The organism is Luteimonas sp. A537 (assembly GCF_054052065.1).
Window position 1 is genome coordinate 370368 of sequence record NZ_JBSVRH010000001.1, and the last position, 26049, is coordinate 396416.

Consider the following 26049-nt stretch of genomic DNA (forward strand, 5'->3'; position numbering starts at 1 on the left):
ACGAGAGGCCACGCATGCGCATTCCCCTGACCATCGTCCTCGGCGGCCTGCTGGCCACGCCGGTCTACGCCGCGGAGCTGACCGTCGAGGTCGAAGTCCCGTCGATGACCGTGGCCGAATACCACCGTCCCTACGTCGCGGTCTATGTCGAAGGTGCCGACGGCAAGGCCGCGGCCGATCTTTCGGTCTGGTACATGATGAAGGACACCGCCGAAGGCCACGGCACCAAGTGGCTGCCCGACCTGCGCCAGTGGTGGCGCAAGTCCGGGCGCACGCAGCAGATGCCGGTGGACGGCGTCAGCGGCCCGACCCGTCCCGCGGGCCGCCATGCGCTGAAGTTCAACGCCCGCGACCCGCGGCTGTCCGGCCTCGCGCCGGGGCGTTACAGCGTGGTGGTGGAAGCCGTTCGCGAAGTCGGCGGCCGCGAGCTGCTGAAGATCCCCTTCGACTGGCCGGCGACGTCCGCGCAGTCGGGCAAGGCCCAGGGCAAGACCGAACTCGGCGCGGTGGGCCTCGCCATCAAGCCCTGATCCCACCCACCCGCCCACACGACACGCATTCCCTTCCGGAGACCGAAGATGAAGAAGACCATCGCAATCGCCCTTGCACTCGCCGCCGTGCTGCCCATGAGCGCATCCGCGCACAAGCAGTGGATCATCCCGTCGCAGGCCGTGGTCAACGGTAGTGACGTCTGGGTGACCTTCGACGCCGCGGTGTCCAACCAGCTGTTCTTCCCCGACCACGTGCCGATGCGCCTGGACGGCATCACCGTGACCGCGCCCGACGGCAGCAGTGCGGAGCTGGCGAACGGCGCCACCGGCAAGTACCGCAGCACCTTCGACGTGCAGCTCGTGCAGCAGGGCACCTACCGCATCGCCAACGCCGGCAGCGGCATGTCGGCGCGCTGGGACACGGCCGAAAGCCTGGCCGCGAAGGCGAAAGCCGAGGCCGAAGGCAAGCCCGCCACCGGTCCCGCCGCGCGCGGCGGCTTCCTGCGCAGCGCCACCGCCGAGGACCTGGCCACCAAGGTGCCGAAGGACGCGCAGAACCTGCAGGTCACCGAGACCGTCCGCCGCGTCGAAACCTTCGTCACCAACGGCGCGCCCAACGCGACCGCGCTTGTCGCCACCGGCACGGGCATCGAGCTGGAGCCGGTGACCCATCCCAACGACCTGTTCGCGGGCGAAGAAGCGACCTTCCGCATCCTGGTCGACGGCAAGCCGGCCGCCGGCCTCGAGTTCGAGATCGTTCGCGGCGGCACCCGCTACCGCAATGCCCAGGACGACATTGCCGCGACCACCGACGCCGGCGGCCTGCTCCGCGTGACCTGGCCCGAGGCCGGCATCTACTGGCTGGAAACCGGCCTGCAGGACGACAAGGCCAGCCTGCCGCAGGCCACCGGTCGCCGCCTCGGCTACGTCGCCACCCTGGAAGTGCTGCCGCAGTAATGGGTCCGCACGGCGCCGTCGACGCGCGCCCCGCCCTCGCGGTGCACGCGCTGGGCGGCGCCACCATGGGCACCCTCTGGCGGGCGTCGGTGGCGGCGCCGTCCGGCGCCGACCTGCACGTCCTGCACGACGGCATCCAGGCCTGCCTGGATCGCGTGGTCGCGCAGATGAGCACCTGGGAGCGCGACTCCGACATCAGCCTCTACAACCGCGCGCCCGCGGGTAGGTGGCAAGCGCTGCCGCAGCCGTTCTTCGACGTGCTGCACGAAGCGCTGGCGATCGCCGCGGACAGCGGCGGCGCCGTCGACCCGACCGTCGGGCCGCTGGTCGAAGCCTGGGGCTTCGGTCCCCGGGGCAGCGGCGGACGCGTGCCGGACGCAGAGACGCTGGCCGCGGCGCGCGCGCGTACCGGCTGGCAGCGGGTCGTTCTCGATCCGGCCGGCCAGCGGGCGCTGCAGCCCGGTGGCGCCGGACTCGACCTGTCCGGCATCGCCAAGGGCCATGGCGTGGACGCCGTGGTGGACTGGCTGCAGGCGCGCGGCGTGCCTGCCGCGCTGGTCGAGGTCGGTGGTGAATTGCGCGGCTACGGCCGCAAGCCGGACGGCACGCCGTGGAAGGTCCTGGCCGAAGCCTGGCCGGACGACGATGGCGCTGCCGCACCCTGCGTGATCCAGCTCGACGACGCCGCGGTCGCCACCTCCGGCGACCACTGGCACCGCTTCGAGCACGGCGGCCGCCTGTATTCGCATACGATCGACCCGCGCACCGGCGCCCCGGTCGAGCACGCCCCGGCCGCCGTGACCGTGGTCGCCGACACTGCGCTCGCAGCCGACGCCTGGGCGACGGCGCTGACCGTGCTGGGGCCGGGGCGCGGCTTCGAACTGGCGCAGGCCCGCGGCATGGCCGCGCGCTTCGTACTGCGTGACGCCACGGGCATGCACGAACGCGCCACGGACGCCTTCAGACGGCGACTCCCGCAGTGAGCAGAGCATCCGCCGCACGGCGCGCGCGCGCCGCACAGGCCTGCATCCTGCTCGCCCTGTCCGCGGCCGCGCTGGCCTTCGTCCCGCTGCACGACGAGGCCTGGTGGCCCGGCCCGCCCGGCGCCACGCAGGGATGGCTGGCCGTCCTGCTTGCGGCCGCCTATCTGGCTGCCAGCGCCGCGAAGCTGCGCCACGCCCGTCGCAGCGCGCGTGCGCAGGTCGCCTCCGAAGCCGCTGGCGCCGACGCGCCCGATGACGCTGACTGGCTCGTGGTCCACGCCAGCCAGACCGGCCAGGCCCTGGACTTCGCCCGGCGCACGGCGGACGCACTGCGCAGCGCCGGACTGCACCCCCGCCTGCGCGACATCGCCACGCTCGATGCCGCCTCGCTCGCCGCCACGCGGCAGGTGCTGTTCGTCGCAAGCACCACCGGCGAAGGCGACGCGCCGGACCCGGCGGCAGCCTTCATCCGCGACACGATGCACGCCGGCATCGCCCTGCCCGGCCTCCGCTACGCCGTGCTGGCCCTGGGCGATCGCAGCTACCAGAACTACTGCGCCTTCGGCCACGCCCTGGACCAGTGGCTGCGCGACGCGGGGGCCAGCCCGCTGTTCGACATCGTCGAGGTCGACAACGGCGATCCCGCCGCGCTGCGCCATTGGCAACACCACCTCGGCGTCGCGGCCGGTGCCCCGGAGCTGCCGGACTGGTCGCCCGCACGCTATGCGCCCTGGAGCCTGGCCGCGCGGCGCGAACTCAATCCCGGCAGCCTCGGCGGCGCCGTGCACGAAGTGCTGCTCTTGCCGCCCGCCGGCAGCGACCCGCAGTGGCGCGCCGGCGACATCGCCGAAATTGGTCCGCGCCAGGCACCCCGGGCCGTGGTCGCCCTGCTCGTCGCCACCGGCCTGGATCCCGCGACGCAGGTGCGCGTGGGCGACGGACGCGTGTCCCTGCGCGACCTGCTCGCGCGCTCCCACCTGCCCGATGCAGGCGAACTCGTGGGACTCGACGCCCAGGGCGTCGCCTCACGCCTGGAGCCGTTGCCGCACCGCGAATACTCCGTCGCATCGGTCCCCGGGGAAGGCAGGCTGCGCCTGCTGCTGCGGCGCATGCTGCGTCCGGACGGCAGCCCGGGCATCGGCAGCGGCTGGCTCTGCGACCACGCCCAGCCTGGCGGCATGATCGACCTGCGCATCCGCGCCAACCCCGGCTTCCACGGCCCCGGCGCCGGCACGCCGCTGGTGCTGGTCGGCAACGGCACCGGCATCGCCGGCTTGCGCGCACACCTGGCCGAGCGCATCGCCGCCGGCGGCCACCGCAGCTGGCTGCTGTTCGGCGAGCGCAGCGCCGACCGCGACTTCCACCTGCACGAGGACATCCTGCGCTGGCTCGGCGACGACGCGCTGGCGCGCCTGGACCTTGCGTTCTCGCGCGATGCCGAGGGCGCCGGACTTCCCGCGCCGGCGGTCGCCGGCGACGCCGCGGCCATCCATCATGGCTACGTGCAGGACGCCCTGCGCGCCGAATCCACGCGCCTGCGCCAGTGGGTCGACGACGGCGCCACGATCCTGGTCTGCGGCAGCCTGCAGGGCATGGCGCCGGGCGTGGACGCCGCGCTGCGGGACATCCTGGGCGATGCCGCGGTGGAGCGGATGCGCGTGGACGGACGCTACCGGCGGGATGTGTATTGAGGCCCGAGCCGTGCGTGGGTCGTGCCCTTGGAATGCCTGCGGCAGGGTCCGCGGGCGGTGCGGCCGTCCGGGTCGCAGCTGTAGCTGCTCCTACATGTTGTTCGGCGGCGATGGCTCGATGCGTATGAGCAGCAGCTCGCCGGCGCCTTCGATCAGGCAGCGCCGCCTGCGCGCGGCATCGGCATCCAGCAGGGCGCTGTCGCCCATTTCCAGGAGCGGCATCGGATGGTCGCCGCCGACGGTGGCCTGACCCGCGATCACGTGCACGACCCACGCGGCGCCCGGATCGACGAACAGCAGCATCGAACCCACCAGCGGCCGATGCCACAGCTGCGGTGCCACGCGCCCGTCCTGCCACATCAGGTTGAACACCTCGACCCGTCCCGCCTGCAGCCGGGCCTGCACCGCGGCCTCGCCGTTGAAGCGCTGGCGTCCGTGCGGTGGTGCCAGCACGCGCTCCGACCCTTCGCCGAAGTCCAGCACAAGGCCTTCGCCGGCCAGCAGTACCTGCTCGCGCTGCACGCCGGGAAAGATGGAATACGGCCCGTCGGCTTCGATCTCCGCGATCGACAGCCGCCAGTCCCAGCCTTCGCCGGCGCCACGAGAGGCTGCGTGGATCTCGCGCGTCCAGCCCAGGCCGTTGCGCCAGCGCAGGCGCCGGTAGTCATTGGCGGGAAGGTGGCGTGCGAAGGCCGCGTCGCTGGACATGGCGGCAGTGTAGCGCCGCCTGCGTGCCCTTCGAAGGCGCGCGGGACGCGTCCCTGCGTCCCGCTACGCCATTGCCGCGCCAGGTGCGTCCCTGCACCCGGAACACGAAGCCGTGTCAGGGCGTGGACGCAGCGACGGGCTTGGCGGGCGCCGGCTTCTTGGCCGCGGCAGCCTTGGCCGCGGCAGCCTTGGCCGCGTCGCCACCGACGACGATGCGGTCGCGGTTTCGCTCGACTGTCTTCAAGCCCACGCCCTTGACGTTGACCAGTTCGTCGGCGCTCTTGAACGCGCCGTTGGCCTTGCGATAGGCGACGATGGCCTCGGCCTTGGACATGCCGATGTTGACCAACACGCTTTCAATGGTCGCGGCGTCGGCGGTATTGATGTTGACCTTGTCACTGGCGAAGGCGCTGCCGGCCATGAGCAACGACAACAGCACGGGTGCGAGTACGGACTTCAGGGGAATCATGGCGCTCTCCTTGCATGGTTGGATTTCCTTTCCACCGGGCCATCCTGGCGCCGGCGTGGCCAGTCTCGACGCCTGCCGCAGGCCATGGCCATCGCCACGACGCCCGCGCAAGCGCCGGCCTGCAACGCATCGCATCGTCCGGAAACCCTGACGCCGGCGGCGTAGAATCGGGCTTTCCCCCCGAAAAAGGGCATCCGCGATGGACACCAGCCTGATCAACCCCGACAGCGCCGAGAAGTTCGTATCCGCCAAGTGGGACGACGAAATCGTGCCGCAGCTCGTGGAATACATCCGCATTCCCAACAAGTCGCCGATGTTCGATGCCGACTGGGTTGAACATGGCTACATGGAAGACGCGGTCAAGCTGATGGAAGACTGGGCGCGCGCGCAGTCGATCCCCGGAATGCAGCTGGAGGTGGTGCGCCTTGAAGGCCGCACGCCGCTGATCTTCATCGACATCCCGGCGACCAACGGCGGCAACGCCGACGACTGCGTGCTGCTCTACGGCCACCTCGACAAGCAGCCGGAGATGACCGGCTGGGACGACGACCTCGGCCCGTGGAAGCCGGTGCTGCGCGACGGCAAGCTCTACGGCCGCGGCGGCGCCGACGACGGCTACGCGATCTATGGTTCGCTGACCGCGATCATGGCCCTGCAGGAGCAGAAGGTCCCGCACGCGCGCTGCGTGGTGCTGATCGAGGCCTGCGAGGAATCCGGCAGCTACGATCTGCCCGCCTACGTCGACCACCTCGCCGACCGCATCGGCCAGCCTTCGCTGGTGGTCTGCCTGGACTCGGGCTGCGGCAACTACGACCAGCTCTGGTGCACCACCTCGCTGCGCGGCCTCGCCGGCGGCAATTTCAGCGTCAAGGTACTCGAGGAAGGCGTGCATTCCGGCGATGCCTCGGGCGTGGTGCCGTCCAGCTTCCGCCTGCTGCGCCAGCTGCTCTCGCGGATCGAGGACGAGGCCACCGGCCGCATCCTGCTGGACGGCCTGCACGTGGAGGTCCCGGCCGAACGGCTCGCGCAGGCGCGCAAGTGCGCCGAAGTGCTCGACACGGCCGTGTTCGACAAGTTCCCGTTCCTGCCCGGGATGACGCCGATGAGCGACGAGCTCACCGAGCTGGTGCTCAACCGTACCTGGCGCCCGGCGTTGTCGGTAACCGGCATCGGCGGCATGCCCTCGCTGGAATCGGCCGGCAACGTGCTGCGCCCGGAGACGGCGGTGAAGCTGTCGCTGCGCCTGCCGCCGACGCTCGATGGCAAGCGCGCCGGCGAGCTGCTGCAGGAAGCATTGCTGCGCGACCCGCCGAACGGCTCGAAGCTCGGGCTTGAACTCGAGAAGGCATCCAGCGGCTGGAACGCCCCGGCGATGGTGCCATGGCTGGACAGTGCCATCGACGCCGCCAGCCAGGCCTTCTACAAGCGCCCGGCCATGTACATGGGCGAAGGCGGCTCGATCCCCTTCATGGGCATGCTCGGCGAGAAGTTCCCGGGCGCGCAGTTCATGATCACCGGCGTGCTCGGCCCGCACTCCAATGCCCACGGACCCAACGAGTTCCTGCACATCGACATGGGCAAGCGGGTGACGGCCAGCGTGGCGCAGGTGATCGCCGCCCACCAGGCCGCAAGCGCGCGCGGCGAGACCACGGGCGCGGCCGTCGCCGCCGACAGCGGCACGCGGCACGGCGACCACGGTTGCTGCTGACAGGCGGCTGTTCGGCCGCCTTCGAGTCCAGCGACTCCGGCGGCCGATGTCGTGGCGGCGTCCGCCCGACCGGGCGCGCCGCGATGGAAATACATCCCATTCAGGAAGCGACAGGCAGCTTGTCCGCCGGCCGCGCTGAAGACGATCACTGCCCATGAGTCCCCAACGAAAGAGCAGCTTCCATCCGCTGCGAACCAACGGCCATCGCTGGAACGGCGAGGCATGACGCTGCCAACCTGGGTACCGGGAACCTGCGTGGCCCTGATGCTGGCGCTGTTGCTGATTGCCCCTGGCCGTGCCCGGATGCAGGCGGCATTGCTCAGCAGCTTCCTGTTGGCCTTAAGCCTGTGGTGGTTCGTTGACCAGCTTAGTGGCAATGGCTTCAACGCCGCCACGGTGTACCACCTCTCCAGCGGAATGGATGGCGCCGGGATCGGCGACTTCAAACGACCGATCGCGGGCCTGATCGCGCTGTCGCTGCTATCGCTCATGCCCCTCATGCGGCTGCGCCTCTGCCGACCTCCACAGCGCCGCCACCACGTCTGGGTGTCCGCCGGCTTCCTGACGGCATTCACCATGGCCGTGCTGGGCAGCCCGCTGGCCAGCGATGCGATGCGCCTGTACCAGGAGTCGCGCCCCGTCGACCCGACCCAGGTGGCATCCGAATACGTGGTCCCGGCCCGGCCACTGCGCCAGCGCAAGAACATCGTATGGATCTATGCCGAGAGCCTGGAGCGCACCTACTTCGACCCACGGGCGTTTCCCGGGCTGATGCCGAACCTGTCGCGCCTGGCCGGCGAAGCACTGGATTTTCGCGGTCTTGCATCTTCTCCCGGCAGCGGCTGGACCATCGCAGGAATGGTGTCGTCACTATGCGGCGTACCGCTGACCACGGCCCGTGGCGACGAGAACAGCATGGGCCGGATGGAGAGCTTCCTGCCCGGCGCCCACTGCCTGAGCGACTACCTCAAGCAACAGGGATATGCGGTGCATTTCAGCGGTGGCGCCGATACCGCCTTTGCTGCCAAGGACAAGTTTCTTGCCAGCCATGGCTTCGATCCGGTCAAGGACCAGCGTCATTTCCGCGACAAGGGGGTAGCACGCAAGCACTTCTCCAACTGGGGCGTGCACGACGACGTGCTGCTGGAGGACGTGTTCGAAGATTTCATGCGGCTGTCGGCCGCCGACCAGCCGTTCATGCTGACCGCACTGACGATGGACACCCACCATCCAGCCGGACATCTGCCGGTTGCATGCCACGACGTCCGCTACGACAGCGAACATGGCGACATCGACCTGTTGCACGCACTGGCGTGCAGCGACCGGCTGATCGCCGAACTGGTCGGGAAGATCCGCGGCAGCACCTACGCTGACGACACCCTGATCGTGGTGGCGTCCGATCACCTGGCCATGCCCAACGATCTCAGCCACGTACTGGCCGGGCTGGACCGGGAAAACCTGCTGCTGTTCCTGGGCTCCGGATTGGTGCCGCGGCAGCTCGTCCGCGCTGGCAGCACCCTGGACTCGGGCGCAACCCTGCTGCAGTTGCTCGACCCCGCAATGGGCAAGCTCGGCTTCGGCCGGTCGCTGCTCGCGCAGACGCCTTCGGCCAGCGCCAGCAGCGCAGCGCTGGCCGACGACGGCGCGCGCTATCCGCTCTACCTGGGCTTCGCCCGGCAGCTGTGGACCGGCACCCGGACGCGCACGCTGCGAATCGAAAACGACCTGGTCGTCGCTGGCCTGCAGCGGATCCAGCCACCGGTCATGCTCGAATACGACACCAGCTGGAACATCAAGTCGATCGTGCTGGAGGACGCGCCGCGCCAGTTCGCCGACAGCGATCCGGACAACATCCTGGCCTACGTCGACCGCTGCACCGCATTCCTCGACGATCCATCCAGCGGTGAATGGTGCGCAGTGGTGGTGGACCGCCGCAACGGCCTGACCCTGTATCCGGACACGCAGCTGCAGCAGGGCATCCAGGTCGACGCGCCACTGGAGACGGTCGCCGACGCGCGTCCGCGCCCACGCCGGCCCCTGACCCTGAGCGCGGAAAGCCAGCCGCTGGCGGCCGGCCGGTACCAGCTGCGCCTGCACACTCGCGGCCCACCCGGGCAATCGTTCTGGCTGGAAGCCGTATCCGATGACGGCAAGGTGATCCGCGCGCGCGAATGGGTGCAGGTTGAACCGCACGGCCGCGGCGGCCGGATCCGCCTGCCGCTATGGCTGGATTCGACAGCGGACCAGCTGGTGATTCGCGTGTGGCTGGATTACACCGAGGAGATCGACGTCGAACGGATAGCGCTGGTGCCGACGCCTGGAGACACCCAGTCCTGAGCCATGGTCCTGCCCGCTCCCTCCTCGTGGCGCGGTGCCACGACGCGACCGGTGAGGGCTGGCGCAGGCGCGCGAGCCCTGCCAAAGTGCGGGCTCAATCCACAACGAGGGGATCACATGGAAGGCGTATTCGGTGGCGACAGCTGGCTCTGGATCATCCTGGTGGGCTTCGTGGTCGGCGTACTCGCGCGCCTGATCAAGCCCGGCAAGCAGGGCATCGGCATCATCATGACGATCGTGCTCGGCATCGTTGGCGCGCTCTTCGCCGGCTGGGTCGGACGCATGCTGGGGTGGTACGCGGAGGGCGAACCGGTCGGCTTCATCGCATCGCTGGTCGGTGCGATCGTGCTGCTGTTCATCGCCGAGGCCATCAAGGGCAAGCGCAGGCGCTGAGCCGGCGCGAACTTCGCACACATGGAAAAGCCGGGCATCGCCCGGCTTTTTCCTTTCCCGGCCCGGCCTCAGTCCAGGAGCGCGGCGATCACGCGTTCCGCGAGGGCCTCGGGACTCCCGGACATCGTGTCCAGCACCAGCTCCGCATCTTCCGGCCGCTCGTAGGGCGAGTCGATGCCGGTGAAGTTGGGCAGTTCGCCCCGGCGTGCCTTGGCGTACAGGCCCTTGGCGTCGCGCCGCTCGGCCTCGGCCAGCGGCGTATCCACGAACACCTCGATGAAGTCGCCCTCGGCGAACAGCGCGCGCGCGGACCGGCGCTCGGCCCGGAACGGCGCGATGAAGCTCACCAGCACGATCAACCCCGCATCGGTCATCAACCGCGCGACGTGGGCGATACGCCGCAGGTTCTCGACGCGGTCCTCATCGGTGAAACCGAGGTCACGATTGAGACCATGGCGGATGTTGTCGCCATCGAGCAGGTAGGTGTGGCAGCCGCGCGCGAGCAGGCCGCGCTCGACCAGGTTGGCGATGGTCGACTTGCCGGCGCCCGACAGGCCGGTGAACCAGACGCAGCGCGGGCGCTGGCCCTTGAGCGCGGCGCGCACGTTGCGGTCCACGTCCAGCACCTGCCAGTGGATGTTGTCGGCGCGGCGCAGTCCGTGGCGGACCATGCCGGCACCGACCGTGGCACGGCTCAACATATCGACCAGGATGAAGCTGCCCATCGCCGGCTCGTCGGCAAACGGCGCGAACGGGATCGGTGCGTCGAGCGACAGCACCACTTCGCCGATATCGTTGGCCTGCAGGCGCTTTGCGGCCAGCGGCTGCAGGGTTTCGGGATCGAGCAGGTGCTTGATTTCACCGACGCGCGCGCCGACAACGCGGGCCCCCGCCTGCAGCTGATAGCGCCGCCCCGGCAGCAGCGCGGCTTCATCGAACCACAGCAGGTCGGCGACGAACTGGTCGGTGGCGGCCAGGGGCGCGCGGGCGGCGGCAAGCACGTCTCCGCGCGCGGCGTCGACGTCCTCCGCCAGGCGCACGGAGACGGCGTCGCCGGCATGGGCGCTGCCGACCTCGACGCCACCGCGGCGCAGGCCGGCAACGGTCGCGGCCACGCCGTCGGGTTCGATCCGCAGCGCATCGTCCACGCGCAGCGTGCCCGAGGCGATGGTGCCGGCCAGCCAGCGCCCGCCATCGTCGTCGCGCAGCACCAGCTGCACGGGCAGGCGCGCGGCAAGGTCGGCGTCGCGTGGTTCGACCTGCACGGACTCGAGGTGTTCGAGCACGGTCGGTCCCTCATACCAGGGCATCGCGTCCGAACGCGCGGTGACGTTGGCGCCGGTCGCGGCGGCCAGCGGGATCGCGACGGCATCCGCGATGCCGAGCTTCGCGGCGTGCGCGCGGTACGTGCCTGCGATCGCCTCGAAGGCGGCGCGATCGTGGCCGACGCGGTCCATCTTGTTCACCGCCAGCAGCACGTGGCGCACGCCGAACATCGCCGCGATCGCGGTGTGGCGGAAGGTCTGCGGCAGCAGCCCGCGAGTGGCGTCCACCAGCACGATCGCGAGGTCGGCGACGGACGCACCGGTGGCCATGTTGCGCGTGTACTGCACGTGTCCCGGGCAGTCCGCGACCAGGAAGCGGCGGCGCGGCGTGTCCAGGTGGCGCCAGGCGACGTCGATGGTGATGCCCTGCTCGCGTTCGGCTTCCAGGCCATCCAGCAGCAGCGCGTAGTCGACGTCACCGCCGCGGGTGCCGTGCATTGCACTGGCCTTCGCCAACGCGGCGCGCTCATCGTCGGGCACGCGGCCGGCCTCGGCCAGCAGGCGCCCGATCAGGGTGCTTTTGCCGTCGTCGACGCTGCCGCAGGCGACAAGGCGCAGGAAGTCACTCGCCATCAGAAATAGCCCTCGCGCTTCTTCTTCTCCATCGAGTCGCCTTCGGCGTGGTCGATCAGGCGACCGGCGCGCTCCGACTGCGTGCCCGCCTCCATCTCGGCGATGACCGCGTCGAGGTCTGTGGCGTCGGACTCGACCGCGCCAGTCAGCGGATAGCAACCGAGGGTACGGAAGCGCACGCGGCGCAGCATCGGCGCCTCGCCGGGTTCGAGCCGGAAACGCGCGTCATCGACCATCACCAGGGTGCCGTCGCGCTCGACCACCGGGCGCTCTGCGGCGAAGTACAGCGGCACCACCGGAATGCCTTCGCGGCGGACGTAGCGCCAGACATCGAGCTCGGTCCAGTTCGACAGCGGGAACACGCGCATGCTCTCGCCGGGATTCACCCGCGCGTTGTACAGGTTCCACAGCTCCGGGCGCTGCCGGCGCGGATCCCAGCGCTGGTTGGCGTCGCGGAAGGAAAACACGCGCTCCTTGGCGCGCGACTTTTCCTCGTCGCGACGCGCGCCGCCGATCGCGGCGTCGTAGCCACCGGCGTCCAGCGCCTGGCGCAGCGCCTGGGTCTTCATCACTTCGGTGTGGCGGCTGGCGCCGTGGCTCTGCGGACCGATGCCATCGCGCACGCCGTCGGGATTCACGTGGACGCGCAGGTCGACGCCGGTTTCCGCGGCGCGACGGTCGCGGAAAGCGATCATCTCGCGGAACTTCCAGGTGGTGTCGACATGCAGCAGCGGGATCGGCGGCCGCGATGGCGCGAAAGCTTTCAACAGCAGGTGCAGCAGCACCGAACTGTCCTTGCCGATCGAGTACAGCATCACCGGCTTGCGGCACTGTCCCGCGACCTCGCGCAGGATGTGCAGGCTCTCGGCTTCGAGCCGGTCGAGCTGGCGGTCGATCGCAGCCCCGTCGCTCATGAGCGCCCGTAGACGTCTTCGTAGCGGACGATGTCGTCTTCGCCCAGGTAGTCGCCCGACTGCACTTCGATCAGCTCCAGCACTTCGGTGCCGGGGTTCTCCAGCCGGTGCTTCGCGCCCAGCGGTATGTAGGTCGACTGGTTGGCGTGCAGCTCGAAGACATCGTTGTCACGGGTCACGCGCGCCGTGCCGCGGACCACGATCCAGTGCTCGGCGCGGCACCTGTGCGACTGTAGCGACAGCCGGCCGCCGGGCTTGACCTTGATGCGCTTGACCTGGAAGCCCTCGTCCTGGTCGATGGAATCGTAGCTGCCCCAGGGCCGGTGCACCTCGCGATGGAGCACGGCATGGCTGCGGTCATCGGCCTTGAGCCGCGCGACCACGTCCTTGACCTCCTGTACCCGGTCCTTGTGCGCGACCAGCACCGCGTCGTCGGTCTCCACCACCACCAGGTCGTCCACGCCCACAAGCGCCACCAGGCGCCGCGACCAGGCATAGCTGTTGCGGCTGCCGATCGCGATCACGTCGCCATGGCCGGCATTGCCGTCCGCGTCCTGCTCGCTGACCTGCCATAGCGCCGACCACGAGCCGACGTCGTTCCAGCCGATGTCCACGGGCAGCACCATGGCGCGGTCGGTCTTTTCCATCACCGCATAGTCGATGGAGTCCGACGGCGCGGCGGCGAAGGCGTCTTTGTCCAGGCGCACGAAGTCGCCGTCACGGGTGGCGCCGTCGCTGGCGCGGCGCACCGCGTCGAGCATGTCCGGATGGAAGCGGCCCAGCTCTTCCAGGTAGCGCGAGGCGCGGAACAGGAACATGCCGCTGTTCCAGTAGTAGCCGCCGGCATCCAGATAGTCCTGGGCGGTGGCGGCGTCGGGCTTCTCGACAAAGCGCAGCACCTCGCGCACGCCGTTGCCCGCACCCGCTTTGCCCGCACCGGCCTGGATATAGCCAAAGCCGGTTTCCGGCGCCTCCGGCACGATGCCGAAGGTAACCAGCGCACCGGCTTCGGCGGCCGCGCACGCTTCGCCCACGGCGGCGCGGAACGCCCCGGCATCGCGCACCACATGATCCGACGGCAGCACCAGCAGCAGCGGATCGGCGCTGCCGGCCATGGCCTGCAGCGCCGCGGCGGCAATCGCCGGGGCGGTGTTGCGGCCGACCGGCTCGAGGATGATCGCCGCGCCTTCCACGCCCACCTGTCGCAGCTGCTCGCCGGCCAGGAAGCGATGCTCCTCGTTGGCCACCACGATCGGCGCCAGTGCAGCCAGCGGCGCCACCCGCAGCCAGGTGTCCTGCAGCATGGTGTGCTCGCCGGTCAGCGCCAGGAACTGCTTGGGATACGCCTCGCGCGACAGCGGCCACAGGCGCGTGCCGGAGCCACCGGAGAGGAGCACGGGTTGCAGCTGCGTCATGGCAAGGTGCCTGGCTGTCTAAGGAGGAGCGCGAAGTTTACCCTGTGCTCACCGCCGCCCCGCCGGCCACGGACCGCAACCCGCATGACCACAGCCAGTGACGAAACGCACGCGACCGGACGCCTGGCCTGGGCGCGCATGGCCGCCGGACGCCCCGGCCTTGCGCTTGAACGCGCGTCCACCGACGCCGGCTTCCGCAGCTACTGGCGCACGGCTGGCGCCGGCGACGCCAGCCTGATCGTGATGGACTCGCCCCCCGCGCTGGAGGACGTCCGGCCCTGGCTGAAGATGCACGAACTGCTCGAGCGCGGCGGCGTGCGCGTGCCGCGCGTGCTGGCGCGCGACGTGGAGCGCGGCTTCCTGCTGCTTGAAGACCTTGGCGTGGACACATTGCTCCACGCCATCGACACCGGCAACGCCGATGCCCACTTCGACGCCGCCATCGACCAGCTGCTGCGCATCCAGGCGATCCCCGCGCCCAGCGACCTGCCGGACTACGACGAAGCCCTGCTGGCGCGGGAGCTTCACCTGTTCGACGAATGGTTCCTTGGCCGCCACCTCGGCGCCACCCTCGACTGCGCCGACCTGGAGGCCCTCGACCTGGTCTACCGGGTGTTGATCGACAGTGCGCTGGCGCAGCCGCGCGTGCTGGTGCATCGCGACTACATGCCGCGCAACCTGATGCCGGTGGCCGGCGGACTGGCCGTGCTGGACTTCCAGGACGCGGTGCTGGGCCCGGTGTCCTATGACCCGGTGAGCCTGTTCAAGGACGCCTTCCTCAGCTGGCCGCAGGCGCGGGTCGATGGCTGGCTGGCCGGCTACCACGCGCGTGCGCTGGCGGCAGGCGTGCCGGTGCCGGCGTCACGGGAGCGCTTCCTGCGCGACGCCGCACTCGTCGGCGTGCAGCGCCACCTCAAAGTCCTTGGCATCTTCGCCCGCCTCCACCACCGCGACGGCAAGCCGAAATACCTCGCCGATGCGTCGCGCTTCCTCGCCTACCTCGACGAAGTACTGCCGCGACACCCGGAACTCGCACCGCTGGCCGGCGTGCTCGACCGCCATGTGCGCCCCGCGCTGGCCGCGACGGCGGCCGGCTGAGGGCGGCGCGTTGAAAGCCCTCGTCTTCGCGGCCGGCCTTGGCGAACGCATGCGCCCGCTGACCGACACCACGCCCAAGCCGCTGCTTGATGCCGGCGGCAAACCATTGATCGCCTGGCACCTGGAAAAGCTGGCCGCCGCCGGCGTACGCGACGTGGCGATCAATACCTCGTGGCTGGCGCCGCAGTTCCCGCTGGTGCTGGGCGATGGCTCGCGCTGGGGCCTGCGCCTGCACTACTCCCACGAGGGCGACACGCCGCTGGAGACCGGCGGCGGCATGCTGCACGCGCTGCCGCTGCTGGGCGATGAGCCCTTCATCGCGGTCAATGGAGACGTGTGGTGCGACTACGATTTCGCGCGCCTGCCGGAGGCACCCGAGGGCGAGGCCTGGCTGGTGCTTGTCGACAACCCCGATCACCATCCACGCGGTGACTTCGCGCTCGACGCGGAAGGACAGGTGCATGCGGACGGTGCGCCGCGCCTGACCTTTTCCGGCATCGGCGTGTACCGGCCGGCGCTGCTTCGCGACTGGCGCGACGTCATCGGCGATGCACAGGGCGCGGATGCCCATCCGCCGCGCTTCAAGCTCGCACCCTTGCTGCGCGCGGCGATGGCCCGGGGCATGGCCGCGGGCGAACACCACCGCGGCCTCTGGACCGATGTCGGCACGCCGCAGCGGCTGGACGCGCTGACGCGGGAGATCGAAGCGGACGGGTGACCCCCTGGCTCACGTCCACGCGTGCCTGCCCTGTTTCCACCGGGAATGTGACGAATACGACGGAAACAGCCTCCGGGATGCAGCAAACGTGACGCACGTCACGGATTTTGTCGCGCCGCACAAGACAGGATCAAACGAGGCGCACATCGATCCGTGCCGCCCAAGGGGGAGGAACCATGAAAGCAACCACCGTGCTGGCCACGGCTTTTCTGCTTGCGGCAGGCAGCGTGCATGCGCAGTCCGGCAGTGACTGTCCCGCGCTTCCGGCAACCAGCGGCCTCGCCTGGGAAAAGCTCGACGGCAAGGATTACACCTTCTGCAAGGCCATCCGCGCCAGCGACGGCACGCAAATGCTTGCGGTGATGATCACCGGCGACGCGCCGTTCCGCCCGCGCCGTGGCAACCGGACGGTGGAAACCGTGATCGACGGCCAGGACACCTGGTGGTACCGCAGCGAGCTCTCGGGACCCTCCGGCATCGAAGTGCGCGAGACACTGGTCGAACTGGATCGCGACAGCGTCGCCCACATCTCGTTGCGCGGCGACGAAACACAGCTGTCCGAGGCCATGTCACTGGCCGAGCAGCTGCGCTTCGACGTCATCCGCCTCTCGACCAACTGAGTCAAGCCGCCCGGTTCGACGGAGCGCGGACATGGCCTCCGGCGCTGGGCGCCGACGTTCTGCAGCAGGCGAGTGGCCATCCCGGCCACACGACCACTATTGAGGAGGAACGCATGACCAGGAAGCTGGCAGCGGAATTCATCGGCACGTTCTGGCTGGTGCTCGGCGGTTGTGGCAGCGCGGTGCTGGCCGCGCATTTCGGAGGCGACGGCAATCCGCTGGGCATCGGCTTCCACGGCGTGGCGCTGGCGTTCGGCCTGACCGTGCTGACCGGCGCCTACGCCTTCGGCCATGTCTCCGGGGCGCACTTCAATCCGGCGGTGAGCGTGGGGCTTTGGGCCGGCGGCCGTTTTCCGGCGTCCGAGCTGCTGCCCTACATCCTGGCGCAGGTCGCCGGCGGCGTGTTCGCGGGCTGGATCCTGCTGCTCATCGCCAGCGGCAACGCCGGCTTTGCGATCGACCCGGCAGCGGCGGGCGCGTTCGCGAGCAACGGCTATGGCGCGCTCTCCCCGGGAGGCTATTCGCTCACCGCGGCCGCGCTCTGCGAGGTCGTGCTGACCGCGATGTTCGTGGTGGTGATCATGGGCGCGACCCATGGCCGCGCGCCGGTGGGCTTCGCACCGATCGCGATCGGCCTGGCCTTGACCCTGATCCACCTGATCAGCATCCCGGTCACCAACACCTCGGTAAACCCGGCGCGATCGACCGCGGTGGCGCTGTTCGCGGGCTCCGGTGCGCTCGGCCAGCTGTGGCTGTTCTGGGTGGCGCCGATCGTCGGCGCGATCATTGGTGGCGGGATCTACGGCTGGCTGGGCCGCGAAGACACGCCGATCACCGGCAATCCCCGAGCGTGACCGGGGCGGCGGCCCACCGCCGCCCCGTACTCCTCAGAACCGGCCCTGCTGGAAGTCGACGAAGGCCTGCATCAGCTCTTCGCGGGTGTTCATCACGAAGGGCCCGTGGCGTGCCACCGGCTCGCGCAGCGGCCGGCCCGAGACCAGCAGCATGCGCGCGCCGGCCTCGCCGGCCTCCACGCGCAGCCCATCGCCGCCGCCAAGGATGCCAAGCTCGTGGCTGGCCAGCGTGCGCGCCTCTTCGCCGCGGCCGATACCGGCCTCGCCTTCGAATACGTAGACGAACGCGCTCTGGCCTTCGGGCAGCCGGTGCTCCCAGGCCACGCCGGGCGCCAGCGACACATCCAGGTACAGCGGGTCGGTGGCCGGCTGTTCGATCGGCCCGCGCACGCGGCTTCCATCGGCGGCGGCGATCTCCCCGGCCACCACGCGGACGTCCACGCCGTCCGCCGGCGCGACCCGGGGGATGCGGTCGGGCGCGAACTCCTGGTAGCGCGGCTCGATCATCTTGTCCTTCGCAGGCAGGTTCACCCACAGCTGGAAGCCGCGCATGCGGCCTTCTTCCTGCTCGGGCATCTCCGAATGCACCAGGCCGCGGCCCGCGGTCATCCACTGCACGCTGCCGGGCACCAGCAGGCCTTCGTTGCCGTGGTTGTCGCGATGGCGCATGCGGCCGTCGAGCATGTAGGTGACGGTCTCGAAGCCGCGGTGCGGATGCTCCGGGAAGCCGGCGATGTAATCCTCGGCGCGATCGGTGCCGAATTCATCGAGCAGCAGGAATGGATCGAGGTCGGGCAGCTCGGTGCTCCCGATCACCCGCGTCAGCTTCACGCCGGCGCCATCGGAGGCGGCATGGCCGCGCACCTTGCGCACCACACGGGTGGAATCAAACGGGGTAACGGTCATGGGGAACTCCTCGTCGGGACTACCCCAATCATGGTGCCGCATCGCCCCCGGGCACAGCACCGTCGGCGAAACGCTGCGGTTCCGCTGCCGACGCCCGGGCCTCCAGGGCCTGGGTCAACCGTCGCGCCGGGTCAGCCGCCAGGCCTTGTGGATCCGCGGATTGCGGGCGAAGTCGGGCGGGATCGTCTCCGCGGTGATGTCCTCGCACAGGGCGAACCCGGCCACCGCCTCCTCGTCCAGGCGGAAGCGGCGGTAGTTGTTGGAGAAATACAGCACGCCGTCGGGCGACAGTCGCGCCACCGCGGCCTGCAGCAGCTGCACGTGCTGGCGCTGCATGTCGAAGTCGTCGGCGCGCGCTGAATTCGAGAACGTCGGCGGGTCGCAAAACACCAGGTCGTATTCGCCGGTATCGGCCTCCAGCCAGGCAACGGCATCGGCCTGCACCAGGCGGTGGGCGCTGCCGCCCAGGATGCGGCCGTCGACGCGGTTGCCGCGCAGGTTGTCCGATGCCCACTGCAGGTAGGTCGCCGACAGGTCGACGCTGGTGGTGCTGGACGCCCCGCCCACCGCCGCATGCACGGTGGCCGCGCCGGTGTAGCAGAACAGGTTGAGGAAGCGCTTGCCGTGCGCCTCGCGCTGCAGGCGCGCACGCAGCGGGCGGTGGTCGAGGAACAGGCCGGTGTCGAGGTAGTCGAACAGGTTCACGCGCAGCAGCGCCGCGCCCTCGCGCACCGTGATGTACTCGCCGCGGCGCAGGGCCGAGGCATCCGCGTACTTGCTGCCGCCCTTGCCGCGCGCGCGGACCTTGGTCGCCACGCGCTCGCGCGAGACGCCGAAGACTTCGCGCGCGGCCGACAGCACCTCGCCGAAGCGGCGGCGCACGTCGGCATCGGGGATATCGGCCGGCGCGGCGTATTCCTGCACGTGCAGCCAGGTGGCGTCGGGGTCGTCGGCCTCGGTGTAGACATCGATCGCGGCCGAGTATTCGGGCAGGTCGGCGTCGTAGGCGCGGTAGCAGCCGATGCCCTCGCGCACCCGCCAGGACTTCAGCGCGCGCAGGTTCTTGCGCAGGCGGTTGGCGAGCATCTGCGCGCCCGGCGACAGGGGGCGCGGCGTGGCGTCCTCGCGCAGCGGCGGCTGCACCGGGTCGACAACCAGCAGCGAACACTCCAGCGCACCGTTGAACACCTGGTAGACCTTCTGCGGACGCAGGCCGGTGGCACGCGCCAAGTCCGGGCTTCCGCACAGCAGGCTCGCGCGCCAGTACGGCGCGATCCGGCGCAGGGCATCGCCAAGGCCGCGGTAGAGCTGGGCGTCGGCGGCCAGGCGCGCGTCGTAGGGCGGATTGCTTGCGACCAGGCCGCGGACCTGGGCCATTGGCCGCAGCGCGGCGACCTGGCGCTCTTCCAGCTGCAGCACGTCACCGAAGCCGGCGGCGATCGCGTTTTCATGCGCGGCGCGCAGCGCGGCCGGATCGACGTCACTGCCGTAAAACACCGGTCGCAGTGACTCCCGTCCCGCGCGCTCACGTGCCAGCGCGTCCTCACGCAGCGTGGTCCAGGTGCCGGCGTCGAAACCGCTCCAGCGCGAAGGCTGCACCTCGCCATGGCGCAGCAGGCCGGGCGCCACGTCCGCGGCCATGGCCGCGCCTTCGACCAGCAGCGTACCGCTACCGCACATCGGATCCAGCAACGCGCCGCCTTCGGCATGCACCTGCGGCCACTGGCCGCGCAGCAGGACCGCGGCGGCGAGGGTTTCCTTCAGCGGCGCATCGCCCTGCGCGCGGCGCCAGCCACGACGGTGCAGGGAGCCGCCGCCCAGATCGACGGAAAGGATTGCGCGGCCCTTGCGCACCACCAGGTTCAGGCGCAGGTCGGGCGCATCCAGGTCGACGTCCGGGCGCGCGCCAGTCTCCGCGCGCAGGCTGTCGACCACGGCATCCTTCACCCGCAGCGCGGCATAGCGGGCATGCGTGATGCCTTCGCCGGACACGCGGGCATCGACCGCCAGCGTGCGGCCGGGCGCCAGGTGGCTGGCCCATGGAAGCGCGACGACATTCCGGTACAGGGTGCCCTCATCGTCGCAGTAGAACTCGGTCAGCGGCCACAGCACGCGGCTGGCCAGGCGCGACCACATCACCGCGCGCTGGGCGTCGGCCAGCTCGCCCTCGACGTTGACGCCGGCGACGGTGGCGGTGGCGCGCGCGCAGCCGAGCGCGACGAGTTCATCGGCCAGCAGGTATTCCAGGCCCTTGCCGCAGCTTGCGAAGAATTTCACGGCGAAAGCGCGCCCAGCAGGTCGGCGAACAGCGCGGCCGAGGCCTCGACATTCGCGGACAGGCGGTGGCTGTCGTCGACCAGCAGCAGGCGGTCGCGGCGCGGCATCGCCCAGGCGACGACGTCGGCGGCCGGAATCAGCTCGTCGTGCCAGCCGTGGATGATCGCGGTCGGCACCGCGGCGGCCTGGAGCGGGTAGGCCTTGGCCAGGTTCACCGGCGGCGCCATCAGGAACAGCGCGCGCGCGGGCACTTCAAGCGATACCCGCCCGGAGATCCAGGCGCCCAGGCTCGAGCCCGCGAGCACGAGCGGGCCTTCGGCGGCGCGTGCGGAGGCGAGCGCCTGCAGGTGGGCCAGGCGCCTGGCGACGTCGCCAAGGTCGCTGACGTCATGCATGGCGTCGAAGCCGGTGTAGTCGGGGCGCTCGTGGCTCCAGCCCAGGCGTTCGGCGACCTCGGCCAGCGCGGTGACCTTGGTGGCGTCGGGGCCGCTTTCGAAGCCGTGCGAGAGGATGCAATGGCCGCGTGCGGTCATGGGGTCCGGGGAGGTTCGGGGGAACGTGAATGCTAGCATCGCGCCGTCCCCCGCCCCGGCCGCGACGTGCGCATCGACCCCCTGCCCTACGAGTCCCTGCTTGAGGCGCGCCCGCTGGCGCAGGTCGACCTGGTGGTCATCCACTGCACCGAGCTGCCGGACCTCGCCACCGCGCGCGAGTACGGCGAACGCGTGCTGTACCCGGCCAGCGCCACCGGCAACAGCGGCCACTGGTACGTGGACCGCGACGGGGCCGTCGAGCGCTGGGTGGATCCCGCGCGGGTCGCGCACCATGTCCGCGGCTTCAACCCGCGCTCGGTGGGCGTCGAACTGGTGAACACCGGGCGCTGGCCGGACTGGCTGGATTCGCGCCACCAAGCGATGGAGGACGCGTATCCGGAGGCCCAGATCGAGGCGCTGGTGGCGCTGCTGGCGGCGCTGGCCCGCGACCTGCCCGCGCTGCGCTGGATCGCCGGCCACGAGGATCTCGATGCGGGTCTGGTTGCCGCGAGCGACGATCCGGCGCAGCAGGTACCCCGGAAGCGCGACCCGGGACCGCTGTTCCCATGGCAGCGCGTGCTGGAAGCCACGCCCTTGCAGCGCCTTCCCCTGCACCTGCCCCTGCCTTTGTAGGAGCAGCCATGGCTGCGACCGCGCCACTGCATGACCGCCGTGGCGCGGGGTCGAGGTCGCAGCTATAGCTGCTCCTACAGGGAGTGCAGTCGCGGGGGGCATCGCAGGGCCGGGGTTCACCGCACGCCACCGTATAATCGGCGGATGCCCAACAGCACCCCCGCCCCCGCGTCCGAACTCCTGGAACTGCTCACCCTCGAGCGCCTGGAGGACAACCTGTTCCGCGGCCAGAGCCGCGACATCGGCACCAAGTACGTCTTTGGTGGCCAGGTGCTGGGCCAGGCGCTGTCGGCGGCGCAGAGCACGCTGACCCAGCCGCGCGGCGCGCATTCGCTGCACGCCTACTTCCTGCGCGCCGGCGACATCGAGCATCCGATCGTCTACGACGTCGACCGCACCCGCGACGGTGGCAGCTTCTCGGTGCGCCGGGTGACCGCGATCCAGCACGGCAAGGTCATCTTCTTCTGCGCCGCGTCGTTCCAGGAGCCGGAGGGCGGCGCCGAGCACCAACTGTCCATGCCCGAAGTGCCGCAGCCCGAGGACCTGGAGCCCGCGCCCGCGATCCCGGACAAGGTGCTCGCGAAGCTCCCGACCAAGATCCAGCGCTGGCTCGACCGTAGCGGTCCGTTCGAGTTCCGCCACGTCTATCCGCGCGACGAGCTCGACCCGCCCAAGCGCCCGCCCTACCAGCAGGTCTGGTTCCGCCTGGCCGAGAAGGTCGGCGATGCGCCCGAGCTGCACCGCGCGCTGCTCGCCTACGCCTCGGATTTCCACCTGCTCGGCACGGCCACATTCCCGCACGGCATCAGCTACTACCAGCCGAAGGTGCAGATGGCTTCGCTCGACCACGCGCTCTGGTTCCATCGTCCGTTCCGCGCCGACGACTGGCTGCTGTATTCCATCGACAGCCCGAGCGCGCAGGGCTCGCGCGGGCTGGCCCGCGGCATGATCTACGACCGCGCCGGCCGGCTGGTGGCCAGCACCGCGCAGGAAGGGATGATCCGGGTGGTCGAAGGGCAGCCCGGGCAGGTCCCGGCACGGAGCTGACGCCGTGCGCCAGGTGTTTTCCAGCGCCCGCATCGAGAACGTCGAAGCGGTGGCCCGGCTGCTTGAAGAGGCCGGCATCGAGGTCCGGATCAGCAACGGCCGCTCCTACCGCGGCGCCATCCGGGGCAACTTCAGCTATCGCGACGGCAACAACAGCGGCCCGCGGCCGGCTGTCTGGGTCATCCGCTCCGACCAGCAGCCCGAGGCGCGCCGCATGCTGCGTGAAATCGGCCTGCTGCAGGACACCACGCCCCGCAGCGAAAGCTTCATGCCGCCGCCGCCGTCACTGGCCGGAGGCACCAGCTCACCGCTCTCCGCGCGCGGTGGCGGACGCTTCCGCTACGGGCTGCTGCTCGGGGTGGCGGTGATGGTGGCGTTGGTGATGATCGCCTACCGCGCCAGTCGTGGTGGTGGCGATGGCGATGCCTTGGCCTCCGGAGCGGCGACCTCAGTCCCGGGCGCGTCCACGCCGGCCCGCACGCAGGCTCCCGCGACGGCGTCCGCTCCCGACATGCCGCTTGTCGCCACGCTGCCTGACGAAGCCTTCGTGATCGCCACGCCGCCCGCGCTGGCGGCCACCCTGCTGCGCGAAGCGCTGGTCGCGGCCGGCACGCGGCGCGGCTGCCTCGGCATCGACGGTGCCGACCCGGACCCCGCCTTCCTGCAAGCGCTGGCCACCGAGGGCCTCGACGTGGCGCCGGCTTCGGACTGCGGCGATGAACGCCTGCCGGTGGAGGTATCCGATTACGCCACCGACGGCTCCGGCAGCGGCACCGTGCACCTGGCCGTGGGCGGAGACGAGCCGCGCGAACTGGCCGTGCGCCGCGAAGGCCAGGACTGGCTGCGCGAAGACCCACGCTGAAGGTCACGTTTCCAGCGCGGCTGCGTCTGGATAGGATGGCGCCCCACCGGTGCCGCCACGCGAGCAGCCCATGACCACCTGCGCCATCGATGCCCTGATCCATCGCGACCTGCCCGCCGCGGCCGGCGGCTGCCAGCAGGCCTACACCCGCATCATCGTCGCCAGCCAGAACACGGTGACCGCGGTGGCCCTGGCCATCACCCGCGACCCGACCGCCAGCGAGGACATCGCCCAGGAGGCCTTCCTCTCCGCCTGGCAGAACCTCAAGCGCCTGCAGAACCCGTCAAGCTTCCTGCCCTGGCTGCGCCAGATCACCCGCAACCTGGCCTATGACCACCTGCGTCGCCACCGCCAGCGCGTGATCGGCGGTGAGGCCGCGGAAATCGCCATCAACCATGCCGCCGATCCTTCGGCGCTGCCGGAAGAGCAGCTGATCGATGCCGAGCGCGAGCGCATGGCCGCCGAATTGATCTCCGAACTCCCGGAAGAGAGTCGCGAAGTGCTGCTGCTCTATTACCGCGAGGGCCAGAACTCGCGCCAGGTGGCCGAACTGCTGGGCCTGTCCGACGCCGCCGTGCGCAAGCGCCTCTCCCGCGCGCGCAAGAGCCTGCGCGAAGACCTGCTGTCGCGCGTCGGCGAATTCGCCCGCTCGACCGCGCCCGGCACCGCGTTCGCGGTGGGCATCACGGCGATGCTCGGCTTCAGCCGCCCGGTCGCCGCGGCCGGCTTCGCCAAGGTCGGTGGCAGCGTCATCGGCAGCGTGTTCGGCAAGGGCGTGCTTGGCACCGCGGGCGCGCTTGGCGGCGGCCTGCTCGCCGGCCTCGTCACCGCATGGCTGTGCCGGAAGATGCTCACCGCATACGCCGACGACGAAGCGGAGCGCGGCGGGATCCTTCGCGTCTACAACACCTACATCTGGAGCTCGTTGCTGGCTGTCGGCCTGACCCTGGCCTCGGCCTTCACCTTCGACAGCCTGGTGCCGACCTATGCACTGGCACTGGCCGCGATCGCGGTGCTGAACTACCAGCTGCTCGGTCCGTTGGCGCGGACCATGCAGCCGCTGCTGCGGCGCGACGCCATCCGCAACCCCGAAGGCGCGCGCTCGAGGCAGCTGTTGTATCGGCTGACCTTCGGCACCAGCGGCGTGGTGATCAGCAACGTGGCGATCATCGGCGGGCTGGTGTTGCTGTATCTCAAGGGCTGAGGCCATGAAAAAGGGTTCTTCTCCCGACTGAGGGAGAGGCGCATGGTCGGCTCGACGGAGTGGCTGGTTCTTCTCGAGGCTCCGAGATGCTGACGTGACAGTTGGGCCGGGAGCTTCTCCGTTGGGATGCGCGCTGCCCGTCCCGTGCACAGGGGGTGTGCTCCCCCGGCAGTCTCCGCGTCCTGCTCCCACTGCCGGCCGCCGGCCATCCATGGCCGGCTGTACGCACACCCCCTGTGCACGGGACGGGCCGTGGAGTTTTTCTGCTTCGGGACGAAGGTCAGGAGCGGGCGCGCTCGCGCTCGTAGGGGTCGCCCTGGCGTGGCCGTGCCGCTTGTCCGGTGACGATCCGAGCGGGTTCGCTGGTGACCGAAGCCTGGCTCCCGACCGCGACGAAGGTCCGGGCCCGCCGAGGATGCAGGCGGGCAGCGCGCACCCTCCCGGAGCCCCTCAATCAGGACAAGAACCATGAAAAAAGCCCGCGCCATGAGCGCGGGCCCGGCACCGGCTGAACCGGCGCCACCCCATCAGCGGAACGCTTGGCTCAGCGGCGCTTGTCGGCTTCCAGTTCCACGCGGCTCAGGAAGCCGTCGCGGTTGTCGTCCATCCATGCGAAGCGCTTTGACAGCCGCGGCATCTTTTCGTCGATCTCGACGCGGCTGAGCTTGCCGTCCTTGTTCAGATCGGCCGCAGCGAAGGCTTCGGCGAAGCGCTCGGCGCGCTTGCCGCGCATCTGCTCCTGCATGCGGTCGCGGTGGGCCGCCACTTCGCTGCGGACGATGTAGCCGTCCTTGTTGGCATCAATGGAATCGAAATCGAAGCCCATGCGCGCACCTTGGCCGATCCCGCCGCGGCCGGAGCGACCAGCGTGGTCGGCACGGGCGCGACGCGGGGATTCGCCGGCACCGGCCTGCTCGCGCTCGGCGATGCGGGCGGCGCGACGGGCCTCCCCCGCGGCCTTGGCGGCGTCGAACTCGGCACGGCTGATGCGGCCGTCCTCATCGCTGTCCATGCGCTCGATGCCGCCGCGCATGGCATGGCCGCCGCGGTGGCCGGCGTGGCCCTTGCCGTGGCGCATCGGGCGCTCACCCTTCGCGGCGCGCGGAGCATCGCTGCCGGCCTCGCCCGCGGCGGTGGCCTGGGTGGCGCTGGCGGCCGGCGCGGACTGCGCGGCGGCCAGGCCGGTGGCGCCAAGGGAAGCCACGGCCAGGGCGGTGGCGAAGAACAGGGCATGACGCTTCATGCGTGACTCCTTTGCTGGCAGCGGCATTGCTGCATGTGCATCGGTCAACGCATGGCGCCGGATGCGGTTGACGGTTGCCCGGCGGCATTC

The 26049-nt window shown here is 70.4% G+C and carries 24 protein-coding genes; 15 read left to right on the forward strand and 9 right to left on the reverse strand.

Translation table 11 applies throughout. The features are described from left to right. The first annotated feature begins 14 nt into the window (after nucleotides 1-14). From ACW7GZ_RS01705 to ACW7GZ_RS01720, 4 genes are read left to right on the forward strand one after another with little or no spacing between them, the layout of a single operon-like run. A complete protein-coding gene (locus tag ACW7GZ_RS01705; protein ID WP_457001441.1) occupies nucleotides 15-530 on the forward strand; it encodes a DUF2271 domain-containing protein in 516 nt (171 codons plus the stop codon). A 48-nt stretch (nucleotides 531-578) separates the two neighbouring features. Then, nucleotides 579-1448, forward strand: coding sequence for a DUF4198 domain-containing protein (locus ACW7GZ_RS01710; protein ID WP_457007496.1), 870 nt, complete (start codon nucleotides 579-581; stop codon nucleotides 1446-1448). After that, on the forward strand, nucleotides 1448-2431 hold the full coding sequence (locus ACW7GZ_RS01715) for an FAD:protein FMN transferase (protein ID WP_457007498.1): 984 nt from the start codon (nucleotides 1448-1450) through the stop codon (nucleotides 2429-2431). The genes ACW7GZ_RS01710 and ACW7GZ_RS01715 overlap by 1 nt, the downstream gene beginning before the upstream one ends. Continuing rightward, complete coding sequence (locus ACW7GZ_RS01720; protein WP_457007500.1) at nucleotides 2428-4122, forward strand: sulfite reductase subunit alpha; 1695 nt, start codon at nucleotides 2428-2430, stop codon at nucleotides 4120-4122. The genes ACW7GZ_RS01715 and ACW7GZ_RS01720 overlap by 4 nt, the downstream gene beginning before the upstream one ends. 90 nt (nucleotides 4123-4212) lie before the next feature. Here ACW7GZ_RS01720 and ACW7GZ_RS01725 read toward each other — a convergent pair whose 3' ends face one another. Further along, nucleotides 4213-4830, reverse strand: coding sequence for a HutD/Ves family protein (locus ACW7GZ_RS01725; RefSeq protein ID WP_457001434.1), 618 nt, complete (start codon nucleotides 4828-4830; stop codon nucleotides 4213-4215). 115 nt (nucleotides 4831-4945) lie between these two features. Beyond that, nucleotides 4946-5299, reverse strand: coding sequence for a ComEA family DNA-binding protein (locus tag ACW7GZ_RS01730; protein WP_457007502.1), 354 nt, complete (start codon nucleotides 5297-5299; stop codon nucleotides 4946-4948). Between the two features lie 199 nt (nucleotides 5300-5498). On the opposite strand from ACW7GZ_RS01730, the gene ACW7GZ_RS01735 reads away from it, so the two are divergent. The 3 genes from ACW7GZ_RS01735 to ACW7GZ_RS01745 all read left to right on the forward strand — a co-directional run bounded on the left by ACW7GZ_RS01735 (nucleotide 5499) and on the right by ACW7GZ_RS01745 (nucleotide 9737). Next, nucleotides 5499-7007: a M20 family metallopeptidase gene (locus ACW7GZ_RS01735; protein ID WP_457007503.1), complete on the forward strand. Its 1509-nt coding sequence runs from the start codon at nucleotides 5499-5501 to the stop codon at nucleotides 7005-7007. Nucleotides 7008-7229: 222 nt separating this feature from the next. After that, on the forward strand, nucleotides 7230-9344 hold the full coding sequence (locus ACW7GZ_RS01740) for a phosphoglycerol transferase I (protein ID WP_457007505.1): 2115 nt from the start codon (nucleotides 7230-7232) through the stop codon (nucleotides 9342-9344). A 117-nt stretch (nucleotides 9345-9461) separates the two neighbouring features. Continuing rightward, entirely contained in the window at nucleotides 9462-9737 is a 276-nt protein-coding gene (locus tag ACW7GZ_RS01745) for a GlsB/YeaQ/YmgE family stress response membrane protein (RefSeq protein ID WP_457001428.1), read from the forward strand. A 68-nt stretch (nucleotides 9738-9805) separates the two neighbouring features. Here ACW7GZ_RS01745 and cysC read toward each other — a convergent pair whose 3' ends face one another. The 3 genes from cysC to ACW7GZ_RS01760 are packed head-to-tail and all read right to left on the reverse strand — an operon-like array spanning nucleotide 9806 to nucleotide 13964. Continuing rightward, nucleotides 9806-11635, reverse strand: coding sequence for an adenylyl-sulfate kinase (cysC, locus tag ACW7GZ_RS01750; protein WP_457007507.1), 1830 nt, complete (start codon nucleotides 11633-11635; stop codon nucleotides 9806-9808). After that, on the reverse strand, nucleotides 11635-12549 hold the full coding sequence (gene cysD / locus ACW7GZ_RS01755) for a sulfate adenylyltransferase subunit CysD (RefSeq protein ID WP_457001424.1): 915 nt from the start codon (nucleotides 12547-12549) through the stop codon (nucleotides 11635-11637). Before cysD ends, cysC begins: the two co-directional genes overlap by 1 nt. Then, the gene (locus tag ACW7GZ_RS01760; protein WP_457007509.1) at nucleotides 12546-13964 is read right to left on the reverse strand and encodes a mannose-1-phosphate guanylyltransferase/mannose-6-phosphate isomerase; all 1419 of its coding nucleotides are present in this window, start codon (nucleotides 13962-13964) and stop codon (nucleotides 12546-12548) included. Before ACW7GZ_RS01760 ends, cysD begins: the two co-directional genes overlap by 4 nt. An 84-nt stretch (nucleotides 13965-14048) precedes the next feature. Here ACW7GZ_RS01760 and ACW7GZ_RS01765 point away from each other — a divergent pair, with 84 nt between their 5' ends. From ACW7GZ_RS01765 to aqpZ, 4 genes are all read left to right on the forward strand, one after another. Continuing rightward, nucleotides 14049-15062, forward strand: a complete 1014-nt coding sequence (locus ACW7GZ_RS01765; RefSeq protein ID WP_457001421.1) for an aminoglycoside phosphotransferase family protein — start codon at nucleotides 14049-14051, stop codon at nucleotides 15060-15062. 10 nt (nucleotides 15063-15072) lie between these two features. Continuing rightward, the gene (gene murU / locus ACW7GZ_RS01770; RefSeq protein WP_457001419.1) at nucleotides 15073-15780 is read left to right on the forward strand and encodes an N-acetylmuramate alpha-1-phosphate uridylyltransferase MurU; all 708 of its coding nucleotides are present in this window, start codon (nucleotides 15073-15075) and stop codon (nucleotides 15778-15780) included. A 176-nt stretch (nucleotides 15781-15956) separates the two neighbouring features. Continuing rightward, nucleotides 15957-16400: a hypothetical protein gene (locus ACW7GZ_RS01775; protein ID WP_457001417.1), complete on the forward strand. Its 444-nt coding sequence runs from the start codon at nucleotides 15957-15959 to the stop codon at nucleotides 16398-16400. A gap of 113 nt (nucleotides 16401-16513) precedes the next feature. Continuing rightward, nucleotides 16514-17254 carry an aquaporin Z gene (aqpZ, locus tag ACW7GZ_RS01780; RefSeq protein WP_457001415.1) on the forward strand — a complete coding sequence of 247 codons (741 nt, stop codon included), beginning with the start codon at nucleotides 16514-16516 and terminating at the stop codon, nucleotides 17252-17254. 33 nt (nucleotides 17255-17287) lie between these two features. Here the strand turns inward: aqpZ and ACW7GZ_RS01785 are convergent, their stop codons facing one another. From ACW7GZ_RS01785 to ACW7GZ_RS01795, 3 genes are all read right to left on the reverse strand, one after another. Beyond that, entirely contained in the window at nucleotides 17288-18160 is an 873-nt protein-coding gene (locus ACW7GZ_RS01785) for a pirin family protein (RefSeq protein ID WP_457007511.1), read from the reverse strand. A 114-nt stretch (nucleotides 18161-18274) separates the two neighbouring features. Continuing rightward, nucleotides 18275-20437 (reverse strand): bifunctional 23S rRNA (guanine(2069)-N(7))-methyltransferase RlmK/23S rRNA (guanine(2445)-N(2))-methyltransferase RlmL, encoded by a 2163-nt coding sequence (gene rlmKL / locus ACW7GZ_RS01790; protein ID WP_457007513.1) that lies wholly within the window; start codon nucleotides 20435-20437, stop codon nucleotides 18275-18277. Then, entirely contained in the window at nucleotides 20434-20970 is a 537-nt protein-coding gene (locus ACW7GZ_RS01795) for a hypothetical protein (RefSeq protein WP_457007515.1), read from the reverse strand. Before ACW7GZ_RS01795 ends, rlmKL begins: the two co-directional genes overlap by 4 nt. A gap of 66 nt (nucleotides 20971-21036) precedes the next feature. Here ACW7GZ_RS01795 and ACW7GZ_RS01800 point away from each other — a divergent pair, with 66 nt between their 5' ends. The 4 genes from ACW7GZ_RS01800 (at nucleotide 21037) to ACW7GZ_RS01815 (ending at nucleotide 24716) form a co-directional block, all read left to right on the forward strand. Further along, a complete protein-coding gene (locus tag ACW7GZ_RS01800; protein WP_457007517.1) occupies nucleotides 21037-21603 on the forward strand; it encodes an N-acetylmuramoyl-L-alanine amidase in 567 nt (188 codons plus the stop codon). Between the two features lie 144 nt (nucleotides 21604-21747). Beyond that, nucleotides 21748-22650, forward strand: a complete 903-nt coding sequence (tesB, locus tag ACW7GZ_RS01805; RefSeq protein ID WP_457001407.1) for an acyl-CoA thioesterase II — start codon at nucleotides 21748-21750, stop codon at nucleotides 22648-22650. Between the two features lie 4 nt (nucleotides 22651-22654). After that, a complete protein-coding gene (locus tag ACW7GZ_RS01810) occupies nucleotides 22655-23512 on the forward strand; it encodes a hypothetical protein (protein WP_457007519.1) in 858 nt (285 codons plus the stop codon). 70 nt (nucleotides 23513-23582) lie between these two features. Next, a complete protein-coding gene (locus ACW7GZ_RS01815; protein WP_457001404.1) occupies nucleotides 23583-24716 on the forward strand; it encodes an RNA polymerase sigma factor in 1134 nt (377 codons plus the stop codon). Between the two features lie 544 nt (nucleotides 24717-25260). Here the strand turns inward: ACW7GZ_RS01815 and ACW7GZ_RS01820 are convergent. Then, entirely contained in the window at nucleotides 25261-25959 is a 699-nt protein-coding gene (locus ACW7GZ_RS01820; protein ID WP_457001402.1) for a hypothetical protein, read from the reverse strand. Nucleotides 25960-26049: the final 90 nt, after the last annotated feature.

Excerpts from the sequence above, each read along its gene's own strand:
- ACW7GZ_RS01705 (WP_457001441.1), top strand. The coding sequence starts at position 15 with ATGCGCATTCCCCTGACCATCGTCCTCGGCGGCCTGCTGGCCACGCCG.
- ACW7GZ_RS01710 (WP_457007496.1), top strand. The coding sequence starts at position 579 with ATGAAGAAGACCATCGCAATCGCCCTTGCACTCGCCGCCGTGCTGCCC.
- ACW7GZ_RS01715 (WP_457007498.1), top strand. The coding sequence starts at position 1,448 with ATGGGTCCGCACGGCGCCGTCGACGCGCGCCCCGCCCTCGCGGTGCAC.
- ACW7GZ_RS01725 (WP_457001434.1), bottom strand. The coding sequence starts at position 4,830 with ATGTCCAGCGACGCGGCCTTCGCACGCCACCTTCCCGCCAATGACTAC.
- ACW7GZ_RS01730 (WP_457007502.1), bottom strand. The coding sequence starts at position 5,299 with ATGATTCCCCTGAAGTCCGTACTCGCACCCGTGCTGTTGTCGTTGCTC.
- ACW7GZ_RS01735 (WP_457007503.1), top strand. The coding sequence starts at position 5,499 with ATGGACACCAGCCTGATCAACCCCGACAGCGCCGAGAAGTTCGTATCC.
- ACW7GZ_RS01740 (WP_457007505.1), top strand. The coding sequence starts at position 7,230 with ATGACGCTGCCAACCTGGGTACCGGGAACCTGCGTGGCCCTGATGCTG.
- ACW7GZ_RS01745 (WP_457001428.1), top strand. The coding sequence starts at position 9,462 with ATGGAAGGCGTATTCGGTGGCGACAGCTGGCTCTGGATCATCCTGGTG.
- cysC (WP_457007507.1), bottom strand. The coding sequence starts at position 11,635 with ATGGCGAGTGACTTCCTGCGCCTTGTCGCCTGCGGCAGCGTCGACGAC.
- cysD (WP_457001424.1), bottom strand. The coding sequence starts at position 12,549 with ATGAGCGACGGGGCTGCGATCGACCGCCAGCTCGACCGGCTCGAAGCC.
- ACW7GZ_RS01760 (WP_457007509.1), bottom strand. The coding sequence starts at position 13,964 with ATGACGCAGCTGCAACCCGTGCTCCTCTCCGGTGGCTCCGGCACGCGC.
- ACW7GZ_RS01765 (WP_457001421.1), top strand. The coding sequence starts at position 14,049 with ATGACCACAGCCAGTGACGAAACGCACGCGACCGGACGCCTGGCCTGG.
- ACW7GZ_RS01775 (WP_457001417.1), top strand. The coding sequence starts at position 15,957 with ATGAAAGCAACCACCGTGCTGGCCACGGCTTTTCTGCTTGCGGCAGGC.
- aqpZ (WP_457001415.1), top strand. The coding sequence starts at position 16,514 with ATGACCAGGAAGCTGGCAGCGGAATTCATCGGCACGTTCTGGCTGGTG.
- ACW7GZ_RS01785 (WP_457007511.1), bottom strand. The coding sequence starts at position 18,160 with ATGACCGTTACCCCGTTTGATTCCACCCGTGTGGTGCGCAAGGTGCGC.
- ACW7GZ_RS01795 (WP_457007515.1), bottom strand. The coding sequence starts at position 20,970 with ATGACCGCACGCGGCCATTGCATCCTCTCGCACGGCTTCGAAAGCGGC.
- tesB (WP_457001407.1), top strand. The coding sequence starts at position 21,748 with ATGCCCAACAGCACCCCCGCCCCCGCGTCCGAACTCCTGGAACTGCTC.
- ACW7GZ_RS01815 (WP_457001404.1), top strand. The coding sequence starts at position 23,583 with ATGACCACCTGCGCCATCGATGCCCTGATCCATCGCGACCTGCCCGCC.
- ACW7GZ_RS01820 (WP_457001402.1), bottom strand. The coding sequence starts at position 25,959 with ATGAAGCGTCATGCCCTGTTCTTCGCCACCGCCCTGGCCGTGGCTTCC.